Raw genomic sequence first — 23,420 nt, 5'->3', positions numbered from 1 at the left:
GGCGGAGACGGCCCCACTCCGTCTCCACCGGCCCCTGTTGCGAGGTCGCGTGGCTGTCCGCGACGGGACTCGCACTCCCCATCCGCATCCGCGGGCCTCCGTCGACGCACTCGGACAGACCGCGCGACCCCGGTCTCTCAGAACGTGAAGACGGTCGTCCCGTAGGAGTTCTTCACGCACTCGTTGGAGAAGGTGCGTTCGTAGGAGACCCGCTTGCCCTGCCAGACTCCGTCGACGGTGACGACGACGGGATCGTATTCGCGGGTGCACATGACGTTGTCTCTGGCCGGCAGGGCGCTGAAGTCCCCGCCCGACGCGCGCAGTTCACCGCATGCCGCCGCGGCGGCCGGGTGGGTCCCCGAAGCGGTCGGCGCGCAGCTCAGGGTGACCGCGCGTTCGGGTGCGGCTTCGGCCGCGATCTCGCCGTGGCCCACAGTGAGCACCAGGGACGAGGGGGCGTAGAGCGCGGTCGGCGAAGGGGTGGCGAAGGCGGTCCCGGTGAGGGGACCGCAGACGGCGGTGGCCGCCAGTGTGATCGTCGCTGCCCAGCGCGCGGTGTTCGGCATTGTGTGCATCCTTCCGCTCGGGTGTCTCCGAACCTGCTCGGTGTGTGCCGGTTCGGCGAGCGCGAGTCTGCCGAGTTCGCGACGGAAACACACGTCGACCCCACGCGTTTCAGTAACCTTGCGTATTGAATCAGTGGCGCGAAGTTACGGAATTCGAACAGGCTGCCCCTGCAACTGAGCGGGCGCCGGGCCGCCGAGGTGACGCGCTGGCCGGATATGCGCTGCTCAGCAATAGGCCTGAAACATTCCGCTTCAAGCAGAGCACGGACCCCTTGCGCCCCGACTGCCGAAGAGTAATCGTGATTACATGATTACAGCCGAACAGCACGAGAAGATGCGCGGCTGGTTCGCCGGCCGCCTGCCCGACGACCTCTTCGAGAGTCTGGGCGAGGTCACGGTCGACCGCGAGGAGATCACCGTCGTCGGCCGCATCCCGGAACCCCGGCTCACCGAGGGCGCCTCGGACGCCGAGCGGGAGGCGGCGGTCGGCTCCCGCGTCCAGGAGTTCCGTGAACGCACCCGCGACACCCGCGTAGCCGTCGCACGGGAGGCCGAGCACCGCTTCGGCAAGAAGGTCTCCTGGGGCGTCGAGTGCGGCGCCGAACGCGCCCTGTTCACGCATGTCGCCGCCCCGGTCATGACCCGGCTGCGCCAGCCTCAGCGGCAGGTGCTCGACACCCTGATCGCCGCAGGTGTCGCCCGCAGCCGCAGCGACGCCCTCGCCTGGTGCGTACGCCTCGTCGAACGCCACGCGGACGACTGGCTCACGGAGTTGCGGGACTCCCTGGAGCACGTACAGCGGGTCCGCGCCCAGGGACCCGACGGACCGGACCGCCCTGCCGAGGCTCCCCCGGCCGCCCCTCCCGGCGACAGGCCCGACCGGTCGGCGGACGAGCCGCGGGACGAGCCTGGCACCGAGCACGGCGGCAACTGACCGCGCACGAGGGAGTGTTCGCGTGCCGCCCGGTGATCCGACCGGCGGAGTCGGCATCCGGCCGCCGGTCCCAGGGCCGCGGAGGGCGAAGGCTGGGAAATGGCGGAGGGTTGGGAACGGAGGGCGGAGACCTCGGTCGATGGGAGCAGGGCCGCCGTGTCGGTGGCCGCGTCCCTCGACGGCAGTCTCCGCCCCGGGAGCGAAATCCGGACAGCTCCGGTCGCCGGGGCCGCCGGGGAACACGGCGTTCGTAGACTGCCCGGCCATGGAAGAGATCTACGGGCTGGGCGAGATCACCTGTCCGTCCGGTGAGTTGGTGATCGTCGACGGCGGTCACCTGGGTATGTGGAGCGGGGAGCGTTCACCGGCGCTGGTCGATCCGGGAGCCTTCGGCGTCCAGGAGCCGGCGGTCGCCGCCGATGTGAGCGCCGCGACCGACTTCCTCATCACCGGTCGTGACGCCGACTCCGCGGCCCACTCCTTCGACCGGCAGCCCGGGCGGACGCTCCACGACATTCCGGCTTCGGGGGTCACACGGCTGACCGAACTCTTCGACGCGCACTGCAGGGAACACGGCCTCGACGCCGCCCTGGAGGCCTCGGCCGAGCGGGTGCCGCACCGGGAGCGCGTGCGGAGGTGCGTGGCTGGGGGCGGAGGCTGCTTCCTGATGCACGGCGTGCCGGTGGTGGCCCTCGGAGGGGTGCCCCGCGACCGGCCGCTGCCGGTGCTGGCGACAGGCGCCGGCATCGTGCTTCCCCTCGCTCCCGGCCCCGCCGCCGAGTCCGTGGACCTCGGGGAACTGCGCGTCGACTGGGCCCGCCTGTTCTTCGGAGACGCCGACGCGCTGAACGCCTGGCGGCACCACGATCCGGTCGACGGGCTGGCCGACGTCGCGTTCTGGGGCGCCGCCGAGGAGCAGGCCGCCGCGGAGTTCGGGGCTCCCGGGCTGGGCGAACCCGGCGAGGACGGAGTGAAGGGCTGGACGGGTCTGCCGATGACGGACGCGATGCGCCTGGCCGGCGCCCTCTTCGACTGGAAGGACGCCGATCCGCGGCGTCGGCTGATGGTGGACTTCCGCCCGCACTCCCACCACTGGCAGGTCATGCGCCAGGTCCGCGCATCCGCACTGGAGGCCGGAACCGTCGAGGTCGGCGGCGCGCGCGTGCTGTGCGCGATGACCGGCCAGGGCGACGGCCGGTACCCGGTGTCGGCGGACCTCGACGCGACGGGCCGACCGGTCGCCGTACGCGTGTCGTTCCGCGGCTAGACACACGAGTCCGATGCCGCGGCCGGCGCCGCGAGCCCGGGTTCTGCTCGGCGGGCTCAGGGGCAGAAGCCGGCCCGGAAGGTGCGCGAGACGCGTTGCGCTCGTTCATGTGCGCCGGGGCGCGGCGGTGTTGCGAGCATCCCGCACGGCACCCGCCGCACCGGACGCATGCCGGGTGCGCTCCCATGGTGGACGGATCATGTCCCACTCGTCAGGATCGTCGCGGGAACAGGCCACCACAGCGCGCGGTCTCCCGCAGCGACGGCACGGTCTCGACGGCGAGATCCAGGCGAGAGGCGGAACGTACGGATGACGAAGCACTGGGCGGACTTCCAGTACGAGATCTATCTGAACGGGATGACGGGCGCGGTGCCCCGGCTGCCCACCGATCTGACACGGCTGGAGGAGCTGACCGAACAGCGGCTGGGCCCGGGCCCGGTGGGCTATGTGGCGGGCAGCGCGGGCAACGGCAGCACGGCGCGGGGGAACCGGGCCGCGCTCGACCGCCGCCGGATCGTGCCCCGCATGCTGCGCGACGTCCACGAACGCGATCTGTCCGTCGAGGTGCTGGGCCGCCCGCTGCCCGCGCCCCTCGCCCTCGCGCCGGTCGGCGTCCTGTCGATCATGCACCCGGAAGCCGAGTCGGCGGCGGCGCGGGCCGCCGCCGCGCAGGGCGTGCCGTACATCCTGTCCTCGGCGTCCAGTACGCCGATGGAACAGGTCGCGGAGGCAATGGGCGACGGCGAGCGCTGGTTCCAGCTGTACTGGGCCAAGGACCGCGAGGTCACGAAGAGTTTCCTGGACCGGGCGAAGGCGGCCGGATTCTCCGCGCTGTTCGTCACGCTGGACACGCCGTTGCTGGCGTGGCGGCCGCGCGACCTGGACCAGGCGTACCTGCCGTTCCTGCACGGGGTGGGAACCGCCAACTACTTCTCCGACCCGGCGTTCCTGGCGGGCCTGGCCAAGCCGGTGCACGAGGACCGCGACGCGGCGGTCATGCACTTCGTCCAGATGTTCGCCGACCCCGCGAAGACGTGGCCCGACCTGGAGTTCCTGCGGGAGAACTGGGACGGCCCGATCGTCCTGAAGGGCATCCTGCACCCGGACGACGCCCGGCGGGCCGTCAACGCCGGGATGGACGGCGTGGTCGTCTCCAATCACGGCGGCCGCCAGGTGGCCGGCTCCGTCGCGGCCGCCGACGCGCTGCCCAAGGTGGTCGAAGCGGCCGGGGACCGGCTGTCCGTCCTCTTCGACAGCGGGATCCGCACGGGCGACGACATCTTCAAGGCCTTGGCGCTGGGCGCCGAGGCGGTGCTCGTCGGACGTCCGTACGTCTACGGGCTCGGCCTCGACGGCCAGGCCGGCGTCGAGCACGTCATCCGCTGTCTGCTCGCCGAACTCGACCTCACCCTCGCCCTGTCGGGGCACGCCGGCCCGGCGGGCCCCGGAGCCGACGACCTGGAGGAGGGGATCGCGTGAACGCCCGGGCAGGCACCGCGCCGCGGAACGTACCGGCCCTCGCCCCACCCCACGGGGCGGCCGCAGGGCCGGAGCGGGTCTCGCCCCGCTGTTCCCCGACGGCGTCCGCGTGACCGTCGCCGGGACGGCCGACGAGGACACCACCGCGCTGCGCGAGGCCCACCCCCTCGTCCCCGGGCGCGCGCCTCCGCCGGACACGCCGCGGCCGCCTCGCGGCGGGAACCGGTCCCGTGCGACGGCCCCGGCGCAGCGGACCGCGCCGGCGGCCGTCCGTGACGTCACCGGCTTCCTGGCGTACGGGACCCCCCTGGACGTCGTGTCGTGGGGCCCGCGGTCACAGACCGATTCCGGTGACCGACCGCACCACCTGCAGCACAGGCAGCGGCGCGGCGGGAAGCGGGCCCGAGTCGCCGACGGTGGTGACGCGGCGCTGCGCGTAGGGACTCGCCGGGGACGCGGTCGGCTCCGCCGGCTCGTCCGGCTCCGAGGACCGCGGGTGCGCCTCGCAGGCCGGTGCGGTGCACGCGGGATCCGAGCCGACCTGTGTGTCGGCGGCCGACGGGTCGGCCGTGGGCCGGGCGGACGGCCCATCCGTTCCCGCGATCGACAGCGACTCGGGAGTGGCCTTGGCGGCGTCGGTCAGCCAGCGCTGGTCGTCGCTCCGGTCGCGGATCTTCACCACCACCTCCGCGTCCGCGCCGCCGGAGGCGGGGGCGACAGCGAGCCCTTCCTCCCGGCGGGGCAGCAACTCACCCTGCACGGTGAGGTCGTACCGCACGTCGTCGCCCCGTTTGGCGCTCACACCGGCGCAGCGGCCCAGAACGACCACTCCGGCGTCCGCATGGGAGTCGAGGCACAGGTCGGGGTCGGCTCCGCTGCGCAGGAGCCCGTCCTCCTCGTACGACCACTTCTGGGTCTCGGCCGACGAACACGTCTCCAGTTCGGTGCCGGCGCCGGCCTTCGCCCGGCCGCCCTTGATGTCGAGGCAGAGGTCGGCGGCGAGGTTGCGCAGCCGGGTGCGGATGGGGCCCGTGGGAAGGCCCGCCGAGTTGGGCGGGGCCGACGAGGTGGCGGGCGGTTCCTGCCCGCCGGGGCTGGGGGCGAGGCTGCTGGACGCCCCGGTGGAGGCGGAGGGGTCGTCGGCGCCGCCCTCGTCCTGCGACCACAGGCTGGTCACCAGGACCGTGGCGAGCAGGGCGGCGGAGACCACGCCGGCTCCGGTCAGGAGTGCCTTCGAGTGCCGCGGGGCCGGGGAGGAGTGCCGCCCCTGCCCGGTGGAGAACTGGGACAGCAGACGGCGGCGGCCCCCGCCGCCCGGGCGTCCGCCGGTGTAGCGGCCGGCCCTGGCCGCCGAGCTGCCGCGGCTGGGCCGTGACTCGAGATAGCGGCGGGCGCCCCAGCCGAGCACACCCTCGGCGAGCAGTCCGCCCAGCCCGCCTTCGAAATGGCTCAGTTGTTCGGCCGCGTATCGGCAGAAACGGCACTCCAGCAGATGTTGCTGCACATCGGGGAGCAACGCTCCCCCGCGGCGAATCGGGACATCCAGGAGACGGTTGTAGTAGCGGCAATCCTTGTTCGGCGCGAGTTCGCGGTGGGCGCGTACGCAGCCTTCACGGAATTTCTCGCGGGCCTGCTCCAGCGCGGCCGTCGCCATGTCGGCATCCATACCCAGCAGACCGGCCGGTACGGATATGTGCTCGGCCTCGACCTCGGTGTGCCAGAGCACGCACTGGGCAAGTCCCGGGAGAGCCTGGAAAGAACGCTCCGCGAGCTTGCGATTCGCCGGGGTCATGGACTTCGTCGCGCGCATACCGCGACCCCCGGCCGGTTTCCGGAGATCGGGCAGCACCGCGGATATACGGTCCTCCGCGGACCACGCCTTGATGATGTCCCGTACGGCCACGAGGAGTTGAGGGCGCAGGGCGACGCCGGACCCGGCGCGCCTGAGGCGTTCCAGGACCTGCTGGAAGGCCGCAGCGGTCACCATCGAGGCGACGTTCGCCGAGGAAGCGAGGCAGATGACCGCGTAGTCGTGTGTCGGCTGCCAGTGCCGGGCGAGCAGCAGTGCGACGGTGTGGGTGGGGTCGCCCTCCGGCTGGGCTCTGAGGAGCGCCGCCAGACTCTCGTCGCTTACTCCGGGAGCGGTACCGGAGTCGGGCGGATATGACGGACGGGGCGGGTGGGGGGTGTGCACTGAGCGGTTTCCTTCCAAGGCACAAGGTGGCACACAGGAGTTCTGACCGCCGAAAAGGAGCTCCGGGTTGGTGCGTACCTTTTGGCTTGGTGGTTCGGAAAGCGGCCGGGACGTCGACCGACTCGACGTCCGTCGGCCGTGAGCCTTTTGAGCCCGACGGCACGGTGAATCCTGAGCAGCGAATCAGACCTGGCCATTGGCCATGTACGAGGAAGTTCACCCTCGCACAAAACTCTCACACCCAACAAGGCACTTGAGCTACTTCAGCAACATCTGTGCATAGGGGGAAAGACGACGCCGACCTCGGTCAACTCCGTCCGCGGAGGTCGGTTTTCGAAATGGCATTCGTTGCCAAGCGCCCCGTGTGAACCGCGTGCACGCGCCGACGCCCCTCGCACGCTCCCCGGCGCGGGGGTGCCGGTAGTCCACTGGTACCGGCCCTTCTCGGAGGCCCCGCGCTGGACGGCGGCTCTCCCGCGCGAAACGGGCCGCCGACCCCGATCCTCCCGCCCTCGGTCGGCGGCCCCGAGAACGGACCCACCCCCTGCCTTCGCGGCGGGGCGGTGGGGCGGCGGCTCAGATCTGCCAGGAACGCAGTCGGTCGGCGGCCCCGAACACGTCCGCCTTGCCGGACATCAGATCGCGCGCCAGGTCGACGAGGGCCCCGTACGGAGGATCGATCCCGACACCGCTCACGAACATGTACGAGACCGCTGTCGCACAGGCGAAACGGGCGTTGGCGGAGGGCAGGGGCTTCAGCAGGGCGAGGGTGTGCAGGAGCGCGGCGGCACGCCAGGCCGGGTCCGAGTCCACTCCGAGCCGCGGCGGGTCCACCCGGTGCCGGGCCACCGCGGCCACGAGCACCGAGAAGTCGTTGACGGTCGGCTGGTCGGGCAGCACCTCTTCATGACGCTGGAGCAGCCAGGGCACGTCGATGTGGATGACGGGGGCCATGGGTCAGGCGGCCCGCCCCTCGCCCTTGGTGGGTGGTTCGTCGTCGGGGAAGGCCGCCGCGAACTCGTCCGCGTGCGCGGCGAAGAAGCGGCGGAAGACGTCCGCGCCCTCCTGCAGCGCCCGGTGCCGGACGATGTCGGCGGCGGCCGCTTCACGCACCAGGGCTTTCATCGACGTACCGCGCTCCTTGGCGATCTGCCGCAGATCCTCGAGCTCGCGCTCGCTGAACTCCACGTTGAGAGCTGGCATACCCCCACGGTACCGCGAGAGGTACTCACCCGTAAATACCAGCAGGTCAGAGCCACCATGTACCGGTACCGCAGGGGTACCTCCGTTCGATCGAGCGCTCGCGTGGCCGGGGCCCGGCCGGCCGTGCGAGCGCTGAGATCTGCGTCACATTTCACCGTGGACTGTCACATCCCGCGCCTCCGGAGCCCTCGCAGTAGTGAGCGCCGCTACGGGAGGCACAGGCATGTCCGAAAGTCCGGCACCGGAGACCACCGAGGTACTGACCACGGCGACCCGGCAGTTCATGGATCACCGCGAGCTGCTGTTCGCGATCGTCTACAACATGCTCGGCGGCGTCGCCGACACCGAGGACGTGCTCCAGGACACCTGGCTGTCCTGGTCGGGCAGCCGCGACCGCTCACCGCACCGGCGGATCGAGAACCCACGCGCGTATCTGGTGCGTGTCGCGGTGAACCACGCGCTGACGCGGCGGGCCGTGATCAGCCGTCGCCGCGAGACGTACGTCGGCCCGTGGCTGCCCGAGCCACTGGTGGCCGGGTCCGGCGGGGAGGAGCCGGCCGACGCCGCGGACCGCGCCCTGCGTGCCGAGTCCGTCTCCCTGGCGATGCTCGTCGTCCTGGAGTCGCTGACCCCGCTGGAGCGGGCGGTGTTCGTCCTCCACGAGGTGTTCGGGTACCCGCACACCGACATCGCGCGGTTCATCGACCGCAGCCCCGCGGCGGTCCGCCAGCTCGCGCACCGCGCCCGCCGTCACGTCCACGCCCGGCGTCCGCTGTACGAGGCGCATCCGCGGGTGCGGAGAGAGGCGACCGAGCGTTTCGTCGAGGCCGCGCTCGGCGGGGACATCGGGGCGCTGATGGAGATCCTCGCGCCGGACGTGACGGTGTGGGCGGACGGCGGCGGCAAGCGGCGCACGGCGGGGCTGCGGCCGGTGCACGGACGGGACAAGGCCATCCGCCTCCTCACCGCCCATGCCTCGCGGCACGGCGTCCAGCACCTGGACATCCGTTACCGGCGCGTCAACGGCGACGACTCGGCGGTGCTGTTCGAGGGCCGGTCCCCCTACGCGGTCATGGTCATGGACCTCACCCCGGAGGGCGACCGGGTGTCCGGCGTCTACATCGTCTCCAACCCCGACAAGCTGACGCACGTGCACCTGGGCGAGCGGGAGGGGGACGCGTGAGCGCCGCCGGACGCCAGGAGGCCGGGGCGCCTGCCGGCCGACGTGTCGCCGACTGGTTCGACGGCCGCCTGGGCACCCACACCCTCGGCAGGAAGTACCTGCGCAAAGTCTTCCCCGACCACTGGTCGTTCCTGCTCGGGGAGATCTGCCTCTACAGCTTCGTCATCCTGATCCTGACCGGCGTCTACCTGACGCTGTTCTTCCACCCGTCGATGAACGAGGTGACGTACCAAGGCAGTTACGTCCCGCTGAACGGCATCCGGATGTCCGAGGCGTACGCGTCGACGCTGGACATCAGCTTCGACGTACGGGGCGGTCTGCTGATCCGGCAGATCCACCACTGGGCCGCGCTGATCTTCATCGCCGGAATGCTCATGCACATGATGCGGCACTTCTTCACCGGCTCGTTCCGCAGGCCCCGCGAGGTCAACTGGCTCTTCGGCTGGACCCTGTTGCTGCTCGGCCTGTTCGAGGGGCTCTTCGGTTACTCGCTGCCGGACGACCTGCTGTCGGGTACCGGCATGCGGTTCGTGGACGGCGCCATCCTGTCGGTGCCGATCGTCGGGACGTATCTGTCGTTCTTCGTGTTCGGCGGCGAGTTCCCCGGGCACGACATCATCGCGCGCTTCTATTCACTGCACATCCTGGTGATCCCGGGGATCATGGCGGCTCTGGTGGTCGCCCACCTGATCCTCGTCGTTTACCACAAGCACACGCAGTTCCCCGGCCCCGGCAGGACCGAACGGAACGTCGTGGGTGCGCCGTTCATGCCGGTCTATCTGGCGAAGGCGGGCGGCTTCTTCTTCCTGGTGTTCGGGGTGATCACGCTCATCTCGGCGATCGCCACGATCAATCCGGTCTGGTCGTACGGCCCCTACCGCGCCGACCAGGTGTCCACGGGAGCCCAGCCCGACTGGTACCTGGGCTTCGCGGAGGGACTGGTGCGCATCATGCCGGGATGGGAGATCACCGTGGCCGGGCACACGCTGGTCCTCGGTGTGCTGATTCCGATCGTCGTCTTCCCCCTCCTCCTCGTCCTCATCGGTGTCTATCCGTTCGTGGAGTCCTGGATCACCGGCGACAGGCGCGAGCACCACCTCCTGGACCGTCCGCGCAACCGGCCGGTCCGTACGGCCATCGGCGCCGCGTGGATCAGCCTCTACCTCGTCCTGCTCGCGGGCGGGGGCAACGACATCGTGGCCACCCGGTTCCACCTGTCGATCAACACGGTCACCTGGGCGGTCCGGATCGCGGTCCTCGTCGTCCCCGTGGCCGTCTTCGCCGCCACCCGGCGCATCTGCCTGGCCCTCCAACGCCGGGACCGCGAGCTGGTGTTGCACGGCCGCGAGACCGGGGTGATCAAACGGCTCCCGCACGGCGAGTACGTCGAACTGCACCGGCCCCTCTCCCCCGCCGAACTGCACACCCTCACCCAGCACGAACAGCCGCGGCCGCTCGAAGCAGGCCCCGCCGAGGACGCGAACGGCGTGCCGCGTCCGGACGGGCGCGTGCCTCGTCTGCGGGCCCGGCTCTCCCGCGCGCTGTACGGCGACGACGCGCAGATCCCGAAGCCGACGGCCGAGGAGTACCGGGAGGCCCACCGGCCCGGTGAGCCCCAGCCGGGCGAGCCGCGGCCGGGCGAACGTCCCGCGGGTGAACGTCCCACGGGTGAACGGCTGATCGGTGCGCCCTCGGCGGTCGAGCGTCGGGACGGTGGGGCGGGGACCCCGGACAGCTGATGCGCGGAACGCCCCGGGTCTCACCGGGGCGACGGCTGCCCGTGAGGCGGTGGGCACCGTCACCGCACGGTCGCCTCCCGCGGTCACGACGCGCGCTGAACGGCCTTTGCTGACACGGGACTTGTGCCTCGCGGCGAGGCGCAGTCCGTGCGACTCGCCCACGGTGGCGGCAGGTCGGCGCCCGCGGCCCTGCCCCTCGCGCCGGGCCACCCGCCCGGCCGGCCCGGCGTGAACGGCTCCCGTCGGGCCACCCCGAACCCGTTGGCGACGGGCCGACCGTGAACGCGGCCGGGTGCGCGGGCGGGAACCGGTGCGCCGTGTGCGGAGGACCCCGACGCACTACGCTGGAACCCAAGTGACGCACCTGTTCACCGTGAGTGTGCGCGATGGAGCGGCGGCGATGTGAGGAGCCACAGCGATACATCGGGCGACGGCCCGGGCTACCCGTTCGACGAGACCTCCACGGCAAGGGCCGTCATCGACGGTGACGGCATCCTCGTCGAGTGGAACGAAGGCGCCCGGCGTCTGCTCGGCCATGCGCCGGACGATGTCGTGGGCCGTCCCGCCGCGAACCTGCTGGCACCGGACACCGTGGCCCTGCCGCGGCCACCGGCCGACAACCGCTGGAGCAACACGCTGGCGCTGCGCCACGAGGACGGCCGCACGCTCCGCGTATGGCTGCTCGCGCACCGGCGGCGGCCCGAGCTCGGCGACCGCAGCGACTGGCTCGTCGTGACCCCGCTGGAGAACGGCACACCCGTCGCGCAGGACGAGTTCCTCGCCGCCACGTCCCTGGACCAGTCACCCTGCGCGACCGCGATCTTCGACGAGCGACTGAGGCTGCGCAGGGTCAACGCGGTGATGGCCGAGACGATGGGCCTCCCCGAGGAACGCGTCCGCGGTCTGCGCATCCCCGAGATCGGCGGCAGACCGCAGAACGAGGAGCTGGAAGCAGCCATGCTGCAGGTCCTGCTGACCGGGCGGCGCGACGACGTGGAGACCCTGGGCACCAGTGGCGACAACCGTGCGCTGGCCTGGCTGGCGCGGATGGCACCGCTGGCCGACGCCGACGGCAGGGTGCGCGGTGTCTGCCTGACCGCCCACGACTTCACCGACCAGTACCTCGCCCGCGAGCGTCTGCAGATCGTGAACGAGGCGAGCATCCGGATCGGCTCCACCCTCGACGTCACCCGTACGGCCCAGGAGCTGGCCGACGTCTGTGTGCCCGCGCTCGCCGACTTCGTCAGCGTCGACCTCGTCGATCCCCCCGACCACGGCGGTGAGCCGTACACCGGACCCGTCCTCGCCCCCGTGAGTCTGCGCCGCGCCGCGCACCGGTCGGTGAACCCCGGCGATCCGGAGGCGGTGGTCAAGCTGGGGCAGATCGACGTCTATCCCGCCGGCTCGCCGCAGGCCGACTCGCTGCTGGCCGGCCGGCCCATCGTGGCCGCGGATCCCACGACCACACTGGCGGAGTGGCTCGCCTGGGACCCGGTGCGCGGGGAGCGGGTCAGGGAGCACGGCATCCACTCGACGATGTCCGTACCCGTCCAGGCCCGTGGCGCGACCCTGGGCGTCGCCGTCTTCACCCGGTTCCGGCGGCCCGACCCCTTCACCGCCGACGACGTGCTGCTCGCCGAGGAGGTCACGGCCCGGGCGGCCGTCTGCATCGACAACGCCCGCCGCTTCTCCCGGGAGCGCGAGACCGCGATCGCCCTGCAGCGCAGCCTGTTGCCGCAGTCCCTGCCACGCACGGCCGCCGTCGAGGCCGCCTCGCGCTATCTGCCCGCGGCACGGGCCGGGGTCGGCGGTGACTGGTTCGACGTGATCCCGCTGTCGGGAATGCGGGTCGCCATGGTCGTCGGGGACGTCGTCGGCCACGGCGTGCAGGCGTCGGCCACCATGGGCCGGCTGCGGACCGCCGTGCGCACGCTCGCCGACATCGACCTGGCTCCGGACGAACTGCTGACCCATCTCGACGACCTGGTCGTCCGGCTCTCCGCCGAGGCGGGCAGCGAGGGCACCACGGGCGAGGTCGGCGCCACCTGCCTGTACGCGGTCTACGACCCGGTCACCCGTCGCTGCACACTCGCCCGGGCCGGGCATCCGCCACCGGTGATGCTGCCGCCCGGCGGCCCGCCCGAGGAGATCGACGTACCGCCGGGGCCGCCGCTGGGCCTGGGCGGGCTGCCCTTCGAGTCGACCGAGCTGAGGCTCGCGGAGGGAACCGTCCTCGCTCTCTACACCGACGGCCTGGTCGAGAGCCGCGACCGCGACGTCGACGAGAGCCGCGCTCTCCTGTACCGGGCGCTGGCCCAGGGCGCGGACTCCCTCGACGAGACGTGCCACGACGTCCTCCAGTCGCTGCTGCCGCCCGCCGGCGCCCCGGACGACGTGGCCCTGCTGCTCGCCCGCACGAAGGGCCTGCCGACCTCCCAGGTGGCGACCTGGGACATCCCGGCCGACCCCGCTCTCGTCGGCCCGATCCGCAAGCAGGCCGTGCGGCAGCTGGCCGTCTGGGCGCTGGACGAGGCGGCGTTCACGACCGAGCTCGTGGTCAGCGAACTCGTCACCAACGCCATCCGGTACGGGGAACGCCCGATCCGGCTGCGCCTCATCCACAACACCACCACCCTGATCGTGGAGGTGTCGGACTCCAACCACACCGCGCCGCACCTGCGCCGGGCCAAGACGTTCGACGAGGGCGGTCGCGGTCTGCTGCTGGTCGCCCAGCTCACCCAGCGCTGGGGCAGCCGCCACACCACCGAGGGCAAGACGATCTGGGCGGAGCTGACGCTCGGCGAGGACTGATACGCGCCACGAGGACCGTCAGAGTGACCTGTCCCCGTGGCGACGGGCAGCGTCAGCGGCCGCCGTACCCCCCACCTCCGTAGCCTCCGCCGCCGTATCCGCCGCCGTACGGATAGCCGCCTCCGTAACCGCCGCCGTATCCGCCTCCTCCGTAACCACCGGGCCAGCAGTAGTAGCCGTAGCACGGGGCGCCGGAGGCGGAGGGCGTGGGCTGCGGGGTCGGGGACGCCGCTGGAGGTGTGGGCTTGGGCTCGGGTGACCGCGGCGTGCGGCTGGGCTCCGGTTCACCGTGGGGCGTCGGCCGCACCGGGTCCCTGTTCGTGTACGAGGTGATCCACTCCATCTGGAGCGAGTCCACCGACGCGTCCATCTCCCAGCGCTGTTCCGGCCCGTCGTCACGGGTCTTGAGGACGAGCCCCGTCTCCTCGTCGCCCGAGACGGGGGCCAGGGCGAGGGTCGGCTGCCCCAGGGGCACCAGGTTGCCCGCGAGGGTGAAGTCGTAGCGGGCGCTCTCCCGGTTCCTCTCGCCCTCGCACGACCCCAGGCGGACGGAGGAGGGAAGCCGGGAATCGAGGCACAGATCCTCGTCGGCCAGGCTCCGCAGCAGCCCGTCGCTCTCGTACGACCACTGCTGGCGCTCCGAGGAGGTGCAGGTGGCGAGGACGACCTCCGCGCCCACGGCCGCCTTGCCGTCGGCGACACCGACGCAGTCACCGCTGTCCTTGTTGCGCAGCCGTCCGCGCTGCGCGCCGGCCTCCGCGTCGCCGACACCGATCCTCGTCGGCCGCTCCTCCGGTTCCTCCGCGGCCGTCCCGGAACCCGAGTCGGATGAGGGCGTGGCGTCGTCACCGCCGCCGGACCACAGAACCAGCGGCACGAGGACGCATCCGCTCACCGCGATCACGGCCAGGGCGAGGTTGCGCCGCTTCAGCAACCGCTTCCTCTCCGGATCGCCGACGGGGCTCGCATCGGGGTGCGGAGGCAGCCGCAGGGCGTGCCGGGGGCCGGAGTTCGCGGCATGGCCCGCGGCCGACTGTGAGACGGCGCCGGGGCGGAGGTCCGCGACGATACCCGTGAACGAATCGATACCCGTACGAGGGGCGACTCCCGGAGCCGGGTCGACACGTGCAGTCGGATCGACACCTGGATCCGGGTGGGCACCGACGTACGGGGCCACGCTCGGATACGGAGGAGCCCCCGGGTACGGCTGGGCACCCGGGTACGCGCCGCTCTCCGCACCCGGCAGGGCATCCGCGCCCCGGTGCGAGTGGGCGTAAGGGTCGCTGCCGGCGCCCTCCGGGGACCCGGCGGGCTGCTGAGGCGCGGCTCCCGGACCGGCATCCGGGCCGGAGAGGAGGCTCGTGTCCACGTGGTCACCGACGGCCCGGTGAGCCCCGTCCGTGGGCCCCGTCCCCGCTCCTTCCTCCGCGAAGGCGGCGGAACCCGGATGCGAGCCGGCTTCCGGACGGGGTCCGGCCTCCGCCCTGGGGCTCGGGCCCCACACGGAGTCGGCCTCCGGGTAGCGGGCGGCGCCGGAGCCGAGCGGGGAGTCCACGGAGACCTCGCCGGCCGGGTCACCTCCGGCACCCGGGTGGACGCCGAAGCCCGAGAACGGACCAGGACCCGCGTGGGGGCCCGCCCCGTACGGAGCGGAATGCTGGTGCGGGCCTGCACCCGGATACGGGCCGAAACCAGGGTGCGGGCCCGCGTACGGGTCCGTCTCCGGCGCCGTGAACAGCACGCGCCCGGCCTTCGTCTCCTCGACGCCGGTACGGCGCCCGGGCCTGGAGTCGAGATATTCCTGAGCCGCCCATCCCAGGACGCCTTCGGCCAGCAGGACGGCCAGGCGGCCCTCCGACTGCCTCAGCTGTTCGGCCGAGTACTGGCAGTGGCCGCAGTCGGCGATGTGCTGCCGCAGATCGGGGTCGACGCTGTTGCCGCCGCGCCGGAGCGAGACGTCGAGGAGCCGGCTGTAGCGGCGGCACTCGTCGTCGGGGGCGAGTTCACGATGGGCTTCGAGGCAGTTCTGTCGCAGCAGTTCCCGAGCGCGTTCCAGCGCCTGGGGAGCGTCCTCGGCCGCGATGCCGAGCAGACGGGCCGGGACCGCGAGTTCCTCGGCCTCGACCTCCGCGTGCCACAGCACACACCGGGCGGCCTCCGGCAGCCGCTGGAACGCGCGCGACACCAGACGCCGGTTCTCGGGCGGCACAAGCAGCGCCGCCGCCCGGCCGTTGTCGCCGGGTGCGGACTGCAACTCGGGGTGGAGCAGCCCACGGCGCTTGTCCGCGTCCCACTCGCCGGCTATTCGGCGCACGGCGACCAGCAGTTCCGGCCGCCACGCCGCCCGGGGCCCGACCTGGCGGACCGATTCCCCGAAGAGCCGGGTGAATGCGGCGGTGGTGAGCATTCCCGCGTACTGCACACCGTTGGTGCACAACCGGGCGTACGAGAAGACAGGCACCCAGTGCCGTCCCAGCAGTTCTCCGGCGGGATAGTGGGCGGGCCGCTTGCCCGACCCCTTCTTCAGGTCTGCCGCGAGCCGTTCGTCGGTCGTATCGAACAGGCTGCCGGTCGAGGGGGAATTCGACGGGGTCGCGTCGTTCACGTGCACTTTCCTCCAGAGCCCCTTGCAGAAATAGTCCATACCAAGGGGTACGGAAAACATTGTCTGCACGCTGACAAGGTGCACCTTGACACAGTGAACCCTCGAGTAACAAGAGAACGCTCTCAATCCCCTTTCTCCCGGCCGCCCTTTGACAGAGACAAACTGTCAACAGAGGCTCTCGCCAATGCGATTCGGATGGAAAAGCCTTCAAGTTACTTGAGGTAAGTACCGTTTTGATGCAACTGGACCCTGCGACGGGCCCCGCTATTCCGTTGGAATATGCAACTCAAGAACGAGCAGAAGAGACCGAGGGAAGGCCCGGAGGGCGGCACTCGCACCCCCGTTCGCCTGCCCGACCCGCCCTCTGATTCCATTGAGCGAAACCGACAATCACTTTCTGAAGGACACGCCCTGAGTTCCGCACTCGTGACCGCCCTTTCCGCCGCTCTGCTCGTGGCGGTACTCGCCGGTGCCGTGATCCGGCCGTTCGGACTGCCGGAAGCCACCGTCGCCGTCCCGGCCGCGGGCGTGGTGATGGCGACCGGCGCCATCTCCCTCGACCACGCGCGCGCCGAGGCGGAACTGCTCGGTCCGGTCGTCGGCTTTCTCGCCGCGGTGCTCGTGCTGGCCAAGCTCTGCGACGACGAGGGGCTCTTCCAGGCCTGCGGCGCCTGGCTGGCCCGTACGTCGAAGGGACGTCCGCAACGGCTGCTGGCCGCCAACTTCCTTCTCGCGTCGGTCATCACAGCCGTACTGAGCCTGGACGCCACGGTCGTCCTGCTCACTCCGGTGGTGTTCGCGACCGTGGCCCGCCTCGGCGCCCGCCCCAAGCCCCATGTGTACGCCTGCGCGCATCTGTCGAACACGGCGTCGCTGCTGCTGCCCGTCTCCAACCTCACCAACCTGCTCGCGTTCACGGCCAGCGGTCTGAGTTTCACCAGATTCGCCCTGCTGATGGGCCCGGCCTGGGCCGTGGCCATCGCCGCCGAGTACCTGGTCTTCCGGCGCTTCTTCGCCGACGACCTCAAGGGCGACGCCGCCGTACCGGCCGACCCCGACACCGGCCCCGACGGCGTCACCGTCGACATGCCCGTCTTCGCGCTGGCCACGGTCGCCTGCACCCTCGCGGGCTTCGTCGTGACGTCGGCGCTGGGCATCGAACCGGCCTGGGCGGCCTTCGCCGGCGCCGTCGTCCTGGCCGGCCGCGCCCTGGTCCGCGGGCGCACCACCGCGCTCGCCGTCGTACGGGCCACCTCGCTGCCCTTCCTCGCCTTCGTGCTGGCCCTGGGCATCGTGGTACGTGCCGTGGTCGACAACGGCCTCTCGGACGCGCTCGGTCACCTGGTCCCGGACTCGTCGGGCCTGATGGCCCTGCTCGGCATCGCGGCCCTCGCCGCCCTGCTGGCCAACCTCATCAACAACCTCCCGGCGGTCCTGGTCCTGCTGCCCCTGGCCGCGGCGGCCGGCCCCGGGCCGATCCTCGCCGTACTGCTCGGGGTGAACATCGGGCCGAACCTCACGTACGCCGGTTCCCTGGCGACCCTGCTGTGGCGACGGATCGTCCACCAGCACGACCACGACGTCGAACTCGGTGAGTTCACCCGCCTCGGCCTGATCACCGTGCCCGCCACACTGATCCCGGCCGTGGCGGCGCTCTGGGTCTCGCTGCGTGTGTTCGGGAGCTGACGGGCCCTTACCGCGAGGTCGTGCGCGGAGCATTGACGCCGTGACATGGTCATGCAATGCTCCCGTTTGGGAGCGCTCCCACAGCCCGGCCGCCCGCACGCGGCGGCATCCATGGACCCCGTTCCAGGCACCGGGAGGCGCTCCATGCTCACGTTCCGGCACGTGCACCGACGCCCCACGAAACGACGTACCGCGAGACGCGCCACGGCCGGCCTGCTGACGGCGGCCCTGCTCTCCGGCGGACTGGCCCTCGCGCCCGGCGCGACCGGCGCGCCGTCCGCCGCCGATCCCGCCGTCGCCGCGACCACGCCCGTACGCGTCAACCAGGCCGGCTATCTGCCGAACGGCCCCAAACGCGCCACGGTCGTCACCGCGGCCACCCAGCCACTCACCTGGCAGCTGCGCAACACGTCGGGTTCCGTGGCTGCCTCCGGCCGGACCGTCGTCCGCGGCGCCGACGCGGCCTCGGGCGAGTCGACCCACGTGGCGGACTTCTCCGAGTACCGCAAGGGCGGCCGCGGATACGTCCTGGTGGTCGACGGGCGGAGCAGCGCCCCCTTCGACATCCGCGCGGACCTCTACGACGGCATGCGCTCCGACGCCATGGCCTTCTTCTACCACCAGCGCAGCGGCACGCCGATCGAGGCCTCGCTGGTGGGCCCCTCGTACGCGCGGCCCGCCGGGCACCTCGGCGTCGCCCCGAACCAGGGCGACACGAACGTCCCGTGCCAGCCGGGGGTGTGCGACTACACGCAGGACGTCCGGGGCGGCTGGTACGACGCGGGCGACCACGGCAAGTACGTGGTCAACGGCGGGATCTCCGCCTGGACGCTGGTCGACTCGTTCGCGCGGGCCAAGCGGGCGGGCAACGCGTCCGCGCTCGGCGACTCGACCCTGCGGATACCCGAGCGCGGCAACGGCGTCCCGGACGTACTGGACGAGGCCCGCTGGGAGCTCGACTTCCTCATGCGGATGCAGGTGCCGGACGGCAAGCCGTACGCCGGAATGGCCTTCCACAAGATTCACGACGCGGCCTGGACGGGTATCCCGACCCGGCCCGAGCTGGACGCCCAGCCGCGCGAGCTGCACCGGCCGTCCACCGCCGCCACGCTCAACCTCGCCGCCACGGCGGCGCAGTGCGCGCGCGTCTTCGCACCGTACGACTCCACGTACGCGAAGCGGTGCCTGGGTGTGGCCCGCACGGCGTGGGCCGCGGCGCAGGCCAACCCCGCGGTCTACGCGCCGGAATCGGACAGTACGGGCGGCGGCCCCTACAACGACACCCAGGTCACCGACGACTTCTACTGGGCGGCGGCCGAGCTGTACGCGGCGACCGGCGAGCGCGCCTACCGGGACGCGGTCACCTCCTCGCCCTGGCACACGTCGTCCGGCGCGCTCACCCCGACCGGCTTCAACTGGGCCGACACGGCGGCGCTCGGCCGGCTGACCCTGGCGACCGTGCACAACAAACTGCCCGCGTCCGACATCAGGCGCGTCCGGGCGTCCGTGACGGCCGCGGCCGACGGCCACCTCGCCATGATGGCCGGGCAGGGCTACGCGGTGCCCATCCCCGCGAACGGGTACGTGTGGGGCTCCAACAGCCAGGTCACCAACAACGCGATCGTCATGGCCACCGCCTACGCGCTGACCGGTCAGCAGCGCTACCGGGCGGGGGTGCTGGAGGCGATGGACTACCTGCTGGGCCGCAACACCCTGGACCTCTCGTACGTGACCGGCTACGGCGATTCCTACGCCCGCAACCAGCACCACCGGTTCTGGGCGAACCAGTACGACGCCTCGACGCCGAACCCGCCGGCCGGCTCCCTCGCGGGCGGCCCCAACAGCGGTCTGCAGGACCCGGTGGCACAGGAGAAGCTGGCCGGCTGCGCACCCGCGGCCTGCTACATCGACGACATCGGCTCGTACGCGACGAACGAGGTGACGATCAACTGGAACGCGCCGCTGGCCTGGCTGGCGGCCTTCGCCGCGGAGCGCTGACCGGCACGCGCCCCGGTCACGGCGGCTGTCGGCGCCGGAGCCCCGCCCGGTACGCACCGGGCGGGGCTCCGTAGCGCTGCCGGAAGACCCGGCTGAAGTGGAACGGGCTGGCGAAGCCGGCGGCTGCCGCGATGCGTTCCACCGGCAGGTCGGTCGCCTCCAGCAGCCGCGCTGCGTGCAGCAGCCTGGCGGCGAGCAGCGCCCGCATCGGGGACCGGCCGAGCTGCTGGGTGAAGAGGTGGGCGAAGCGGGAGGGCGACAGTGACACCCCCGCGGCCAGCGTCTCCACCGTGTGCGGCGCCCCGGGGTCGGCGGCGATGCGCGCCTCGGCCCGGCGGATCCGCGGGTCGACGCCGGACGGTTGCGTTTCGCCGCGTGCCGTGGCGGTGGCGAGGAGGACGATCGACTCCAGGGAGCAGAGGGTCAGTTCGCGGGCGGCGGTGCCGTGGGCCACGGCGACTTCGCCGTCCCCGGCTGCCGCACCGGAGTCCCCGCGGTCCCCGGTTTCCCCGGCGGGCGGGGGTCCTTCGCCGGTCCAGCGCGCGTCGGCGAGCATCCGTGCGAACGCCTGCTCCAGCCGGTCCCTGACACCGGCCGGAACCGGCGTGACGGCAAACAGCCGGTCACCGCGGACGTACGGCCTCAGCCAGTCCGTCCAGGCCGGCCGCGGCTGGCAGTGGGCCCACCAGAACGCCCACCGCCGCGCGCCCGGCGCGACTGCGTAGTGATGGGGCACGCCGGGGCCGAGGACGACCAGGTCGCCCGCACCCGCCCTGCTCTCCGTCGCGCCCTGGGCCAGGCGCCCCTCACCGCCCGTGGTCCAGGTGAAGAGCCAGCTGTCGGCGCCGTGCGGCCGGCTGACGCTGTAACCGGGGCGCTGATCGAAGCGGCCGACGGTCACCAGGCCCGGCGGAGGGGACGGCGCGGCAGTCTCGTACAACTCGTCAGCACGCACAGGCATCCTCCGGGAAAGCGCTTTTGCCTAGCGTGAGGCACACGGACACCGAGGCAAAGGAGCGATCGTATGGCAGTCACGGACAGGGGAACCGTCGGCACGGCGGCCGGGGACCTCGTGCGGCACTTCGAGGAGGACGGCTTCACCGTGGCACGCGGGCTGTTCGCCCCGGCGGAGATCGACGCGCTGTGTTCCGAGTTCGCCGCGCTGCACTCCGCCGGGCCGGTGCCCGGGCACTTCGAGCCCCGCGCGACCGAGGCCGCCGGGTCCGCCGACCCGCTGCACGTCTTCCCCCGGGTCATGAACCCGCACCGCATCAACGGCACGGCCCGGCGTTTCCTCCTCGAACCCCGGCTGCGCGCGGTCCTCGAACTCCTGCTGGGCGAGGAGGTGCTGGCCGCGCAGAGCATGTTCTACTTCAAGCCGCCGGGGGCCCGCGGGCAGGCCCTGCACCAGGACAACTTCTATCTGCGGGTGGAGCCGGGCACGTGCGTGGCCGCCTGGATCGCCTGCGATGTGATCGACCGCGGGAACGGCGGCCTGGAGGTCGTGCCGGGCACCCACGGCATGGACGTGTTCTGTCCGGAAGAGGCCGACGAGGGGGTGTCGTTCGCCCGCGAGTACGTGCCGCCGCCGCCCGGCCTGTCCGCCGTACCGATCGACATGGAACCGGGAGACGTCCTCTTCTTCAACGGCAGCCTGGTGCACGGCTCCGGACCCAACCACAGCGGCGACCGCTTCCGCCGTTCGTTCATCGGCCACTACGTGGGCCGCTCCGCGGAGCGCATCGGCCGCTACTACCCCACCCTGTCGATGGGCGGGGAGCCCGTGCCGCTGCTGGAGAGCGAGGGCGCCGGCCCGTGCGGCACGGAGTTCGCGCCGACGGGACCGCACTGAGGACGGGACCCCTGCGAGCCCGGAGCACCGGCTCAGGACCGCAGCAACTCCGCCGTGCCCAGGTCCAGTACGCCGTCGTGCCAGGTCAGCCCGCGCAGGTCGCGTACGACGACGGGCGCGCCGGTGTCCAGGCCGCGCGGCCCGACGCCGATGACGTACGCGCCGGCCGCGGCCCCCGCCGTGGCGCCCGCGGCGCTGTCCTCGAAGACGACGGTGCGTGCCGGGTCCACGCCGAGCCTGGCGGCCGCCGCGCGGTAGCCGTCGGGGGCGGGTTTGCCGTGGCTGACGTCGTCCGCGGTGACGAGCACGGGCGGCAGGGGCAGACCCGCGGCGGCGAGGCGGGCCCGGGCCAGCCCCGTGACTCCTGAGGTCACGACGGCCCAACTGCCCCGCGGCAGGCCCGTCAGCAGGTCGAGGGCGCCGGGCAGGGCGGTCGTGGTGGCGGCCGCCTCGATCTCCAGGCGGTCGATCTCGGCGAGGGCCGCGGGCCGTTCCCCGGGGTCGGTCACGAGCAGCGCGACGGTGTCGGCGGAGCGCCGTCCGTGCACCATCGCCGTGACGTGCTCGGCGGGCAGCCCGTGGGCGCGGGCCCACTCGCTCCACGCCTGGTCGACGCCGAGGTCGGAGTCGACGAGGACGCCGTCGTTGTCGAAGAGGAGACCCTCGCAGGGGATGTTCATGTCCGGGCCCTTCAGGTGACGGGACGGTTGCGGTAGCGGCCGACGAGTTCGCGTGCGGCGGCCTGCATACGGGCGGGCGGCAGACCCTGGGCCAGCAGGGTGAGGTCGTCGACGACCATGTCTCCGATGCTCAGGAAGGCGTCCGGGATGCCGCCCGCCCGGTGGGCGGAGAGCACCAGTCCCTCCAGCGTGCGGGCGGGGTCGTCGGCGGCGACGGGTTCGGCGGGCCAGACGTCGACGCCCGCGAGAAGGCGGCCCTCGGCGACCCGGGCGAGCAGCGCGGGGAAGTCCACGACCGGTGCCCGGCTGACGAGGACCAGCCTGGCCCCGTCGGGCAGCAGAGCGAGTTCGCGCTCGCCGAGCAGGTGGCGGCTGTCGTCGGTGACGGTGGCGAGAACGAAGACGAACGTGCTGCGGGCCAGGGTCTCGTCGAGCGTGGCCGGTACGAGACCCTGCTCGCGCAGGACGGCGGGCGGCAGCCAGGGGTCGTACACGCGCAGGGTCGGGCGGAAGGGCGCGAGGAGGGGGTGGAGGCTGCGGCCGAGGTTCCCGAACCCGATCAGGCCGACGTCCGCACCGCGCAGCAGTACGGCGTCGGCGTTCCCGTCGGACACGTACCGCTCCCGTCCGGCGCGGAAGGCGCGGTCCTCCCGGCTGATGCCGCGCGCGAGGTCGAGCGCGAGCCCGAGGGCGTACTCGGCGACGGCCTGCGCGTAGGCGGGCCCGCAGCCCAGGACGTGGATGCCGCGCCGGAAACACGTGTCGTAGTCGACGTTCGGGAAGAAGTTGCCCTCGACGTTGAGCAGAGCCGTCAACCCGCCCGCACGGGCCAGTCGTTCGGCCGGCAGGTCGGGCTGGCCGACGATGGCGAAGGCGTCCGGCAGGGCCCGGTCGAGGGCTTCCTCGGTGTCCGGTTCGACGACGGTGAAGCGGTCGTGGAGGCGGGCCAGCGCGCCGGGGCTGAAGATGCGTTCCCTGGGGTGAGGGGCGGCGCGCAGGATCACGAGCGGCTTGTGCGTGGTGCTCACGGGTCTCCTTGCGTCCGTCACGGTCCTTGTCGCGTCCATGCGCGGCGGGTGCGTCCCTGTTGGGCGGGCGTCGGCCTGACGGAACGGTAGCCCGGCGCCGCCGGTGCGGCAGCACGGCGGGTCGCTACCCGTACCCGAGCGCCGGGAACCTCCCGCGGCGGGTCGGACGGTGCGGCGCGCGGCCGGCCGCGGGCC

The 23,420-nt window shown here is 72.3% G+C and carries 17 protein-coding genes; 9 read left to right on the top strand and 8 right to left on the bottom strand.

Annotated elements, in window-relative coordinates; all coding sequences use genetic code 11:
* Window positions 1–137 precede the first annotated feature (137 nt).
* Entirely contained in the window at window positions 138–566 is a 429-nt protein-coding gene (locus KUF83_RS06015) for a protease inhibitor (RefSeq protein ID WP_217453502.1), read from the bottom strand.
* A gap of 307 nt (window positions 567–873) precedes the next feature.
* Between KUF83_RS06015 and KUF83_RS06010 the strand changes: the two genes are divergently transcribed.
* From KUF83_RS06010 to KUF83_RS06000, 3 genes are all read left to right on the top strand, one after another.
* A complete protein-coding gene (locus KUF83_RS06010; protein ID WP_217453501.1) occupies window positions 874–1,500 on the top strand; it encodes a hypothetical protein in 627 nt (208 codons plus the stop codon).
* 265 nt (window positions 1,501–1,765) lie between these two features.
* Window positions 1,766–2,767: a hypothetical protein gene (locus KUF83_RS06005; RefSeq protein ID WP_217453500.1), complete on the top strand. Its 1,002-nt coding sequence runs from the start codon at window positions 1,766–1,768 to the stop codon at window positions 2,765–2,767.
* Between the two features lie 309 nt (window positions 2,768–3,076).
* Entirely contained in the window at window positions 3,077–4,246 is a 1,170-nt protein-coding gene (locus KUF83_RS06000; RefSeq protein WP_217453499.1) for a lactate 2-monooxygenase, read from the top strand.
* Between the two features lie 334 nt (window positions 4,247–4,580).
* Here KUF83_RS06000 and KUF83_RS05995 read toward each other — a convergent pair whose 3' ends face one another.
* The 3 genes from KUF83_RS05995 to KUF83_RS05985 form a co-directional block, all read right to left on the bottom strand.
* Window positions 4,581–6,440 carry a ricin-type beta-trefoil lectin domain protein gene (locus KUF83_RS05995; RefSeq protein ID WP_217453498.1) on the bottom strand — a complete coding sequence of 620 codons (1,860 nt, stop codon included), beginning with the start codon at window positions 6,438–6,440 and terminating at the stop codon, window positions 4,581–4,583.
* A gap of 576 nt (window positions 6,441–7,016) precedes the next feature.
* Window positions 7,017–7,394 (bottom strand): toxin Doc, encoded by a 378-nt coding sequence (locus KUF83_RS05990; RefSeq protein ID WP_217453497.1) that lies wholly within the window; start codon window positions 7,392–7,394, stop codon window positions 7,017–7,019.
* 3 nt (window positions 7,395–7,397) lie between these two features.
* Complete coding sequence (locus KUF83_RS05985; RefSeq protein ID WP_055617648.1) at window positions 7,398–7,643, bottom strand: hypothetical protein; 246 nt, start codon at window positions 7,641–7,643, stop codon at window positions 7,398–7,400.
* A 223-nt stretch (window positions 7,644–7,866) separates the two neighbouring features.
* On the opposite strand from KUF83_RS05985, the gene sigJ reads away from it, so the two are divergent.
* The 3 genes from sigJ (at window position 7,867) to KUF83_RS05970 (ending at window position 13,376) form a co-directional block, all read left to right on the top strand.
* Complete coding sequence (gene sigJ, locus KUF83_RS05980) at window positions 7,867–8,826, top strand: RNA polymerase sigma factor SigJ (RefSeq protein WP_217453496.1); 960 nt, start codon at window positions 7,867–7,869, stop codon at window positions 8,824–8,826.
* Entirely contained in the window at window positions 8,823–10,565 is a 1,743-nt protein-coding gene (locus KUF83_RS05975) for a cytochrome b N-terminal domain-containing protein (RefSeq protein ID WP_217453495.1), read from the top strand. The genes sigJ and KUF83_RS05975 overlap by 4 nt, the downstream gene beginning before the upstream one ends.
* A 402-nt stretch (window positions 10,566–10,967) precedes the next feature.
* Window positions 10,968–13,376: a SpoIIE family protein phosphatase gene (locus KUF83_RS05970; protein WP_217453494.1), complete on the top strand. Its 2,409-nt coding sequence runs from the start codon at window positions 10,968–10,970 to the stop codon at window positions 13,374–13,376.
* Between the two features lie 52 nt (window positions 13,377–13,428).
* On the opposite strand, the gene KUF83_RS05965 is transcribed toward KUF83_RS05970, so the two are convergent.
* Window positions 13,429–15,981, bottom strand: a complete 2,553-nt coding sequence (locus KUF83_RS05965) for a ricin-type beta-trefoil lectin domain protein (RefSeq protein ID WP_217453493.1) — start codon at window positions 15,979–15,981, stop codon at window positions 13,429–13,431.
* 426 nt (window positions 15,982–16,407) lie between these two features.
* On the opposite strand from KUF83_RS05965, the gene KUF83_RS05960 reads away from it, so the two are divergent.
* Window positions 16,408–17,667, top strand: a complete 1,260-nt coding sequence (locus KUF83_RS05960) for an SLC13 family permease (RefSeq protein WP_374105985.1) — start codon at window positions 16,408–16,410, stop codon at window positions 17,665–17,667.
* A 144-nt stretch (window positions 17,668–17,811) separates the two neighbouring features.
* Window positions 17,812–19,665 carry a glycoside hydrolase family 9 protein gene (locus KUF83_RS05955; protein ID WP_217453491.1) on the top strand — a complete coding sequence of 618 codons (1,854 nt, stop codon included), beginning with the start codon at window positions 17,812–17,814 and terminating at the stop codon, window positions 19,663–19,665.
* A gap of 16 nt (window positions 19,666–19,681) precedes the next feature.
* Here the strand turns inward: KUF83_RS05955 and KUF83_RS05950 are convergent, their stop codons facing one another.
* Window positions 19,682–20,626, bottom strand: a complete 945-nt coding sequence (locus KUF83_RS05950) for a helix-turn-helix domain-containing protein (RefSeq protein ID WP_217453490.1) — start codon at window positions 20,624–20,626, stop codon at window positions 19,682–19,684.
* Between the two features lie 63 nt (window positions 20,627–20,689).
* Between KUF83_RS05950 and KUF83_RS05945 the strand changes: the two genes are divergently transcribed.
* Window positions 20,690–21,517, top strand: coding sequence for a phytanoyl-CoA dioxygenase family protein (locus tag KUF83_RS05945; protein ID WP_217453489.1), 828 nt, complete (start codon window positions 20,690–20,692; stop codon window positions 21,515–21,517).
* A 32-nt stretch (window positions 21,518–21,549) separates the two neighbouring features.
* Here KUF83_RS05945 and KUF83_RS05940 read toward each other — a convergent pair whose 3' ends face one another.
* Together KUF83_RS05940 and KUF83_RS05935 are read right to left on the bottom strand one after the other, a co-directional pair.
* Complete coding sequence (locus KUF83_RS05940) at window positions 21,550–22,197, bottom strand: HAD-IA family hydrolase (protein WP_217453488.1); 648 nt, start codon at window positions 22,195–22,197, stop codon at window positions 21,550–21,552.
* 11 nt (window positions 22,198–22,208) lie between these two features.
* Window positions 22,209–23,225 (bottom strand): NAD(P)-dependent oxidoreductase, encoded by a 1,017-nt coding sequence (locus KUF83_RS05935; protein WP_217453487.1) that lies wholly within the window; start codon window positions 23,223–23,225, stop codon window positions 22,209–22,211.
* Between the last annotated feature and the right edge of the window lie 195 nt (window positions 23,226–23,420).

The sequence above is a fragment of the Streptomyces sp. BV286 genome, assembly GCF_019090165.1.
Classification (GTDB): Bacteria; Actinomycetota; Actinomycetes; order Streptomycetales; family Streptomycetaceae; genus Streptomyces.
This window is presented reverse-complemented; position numbering and strand designations above follow the sequence as displayed.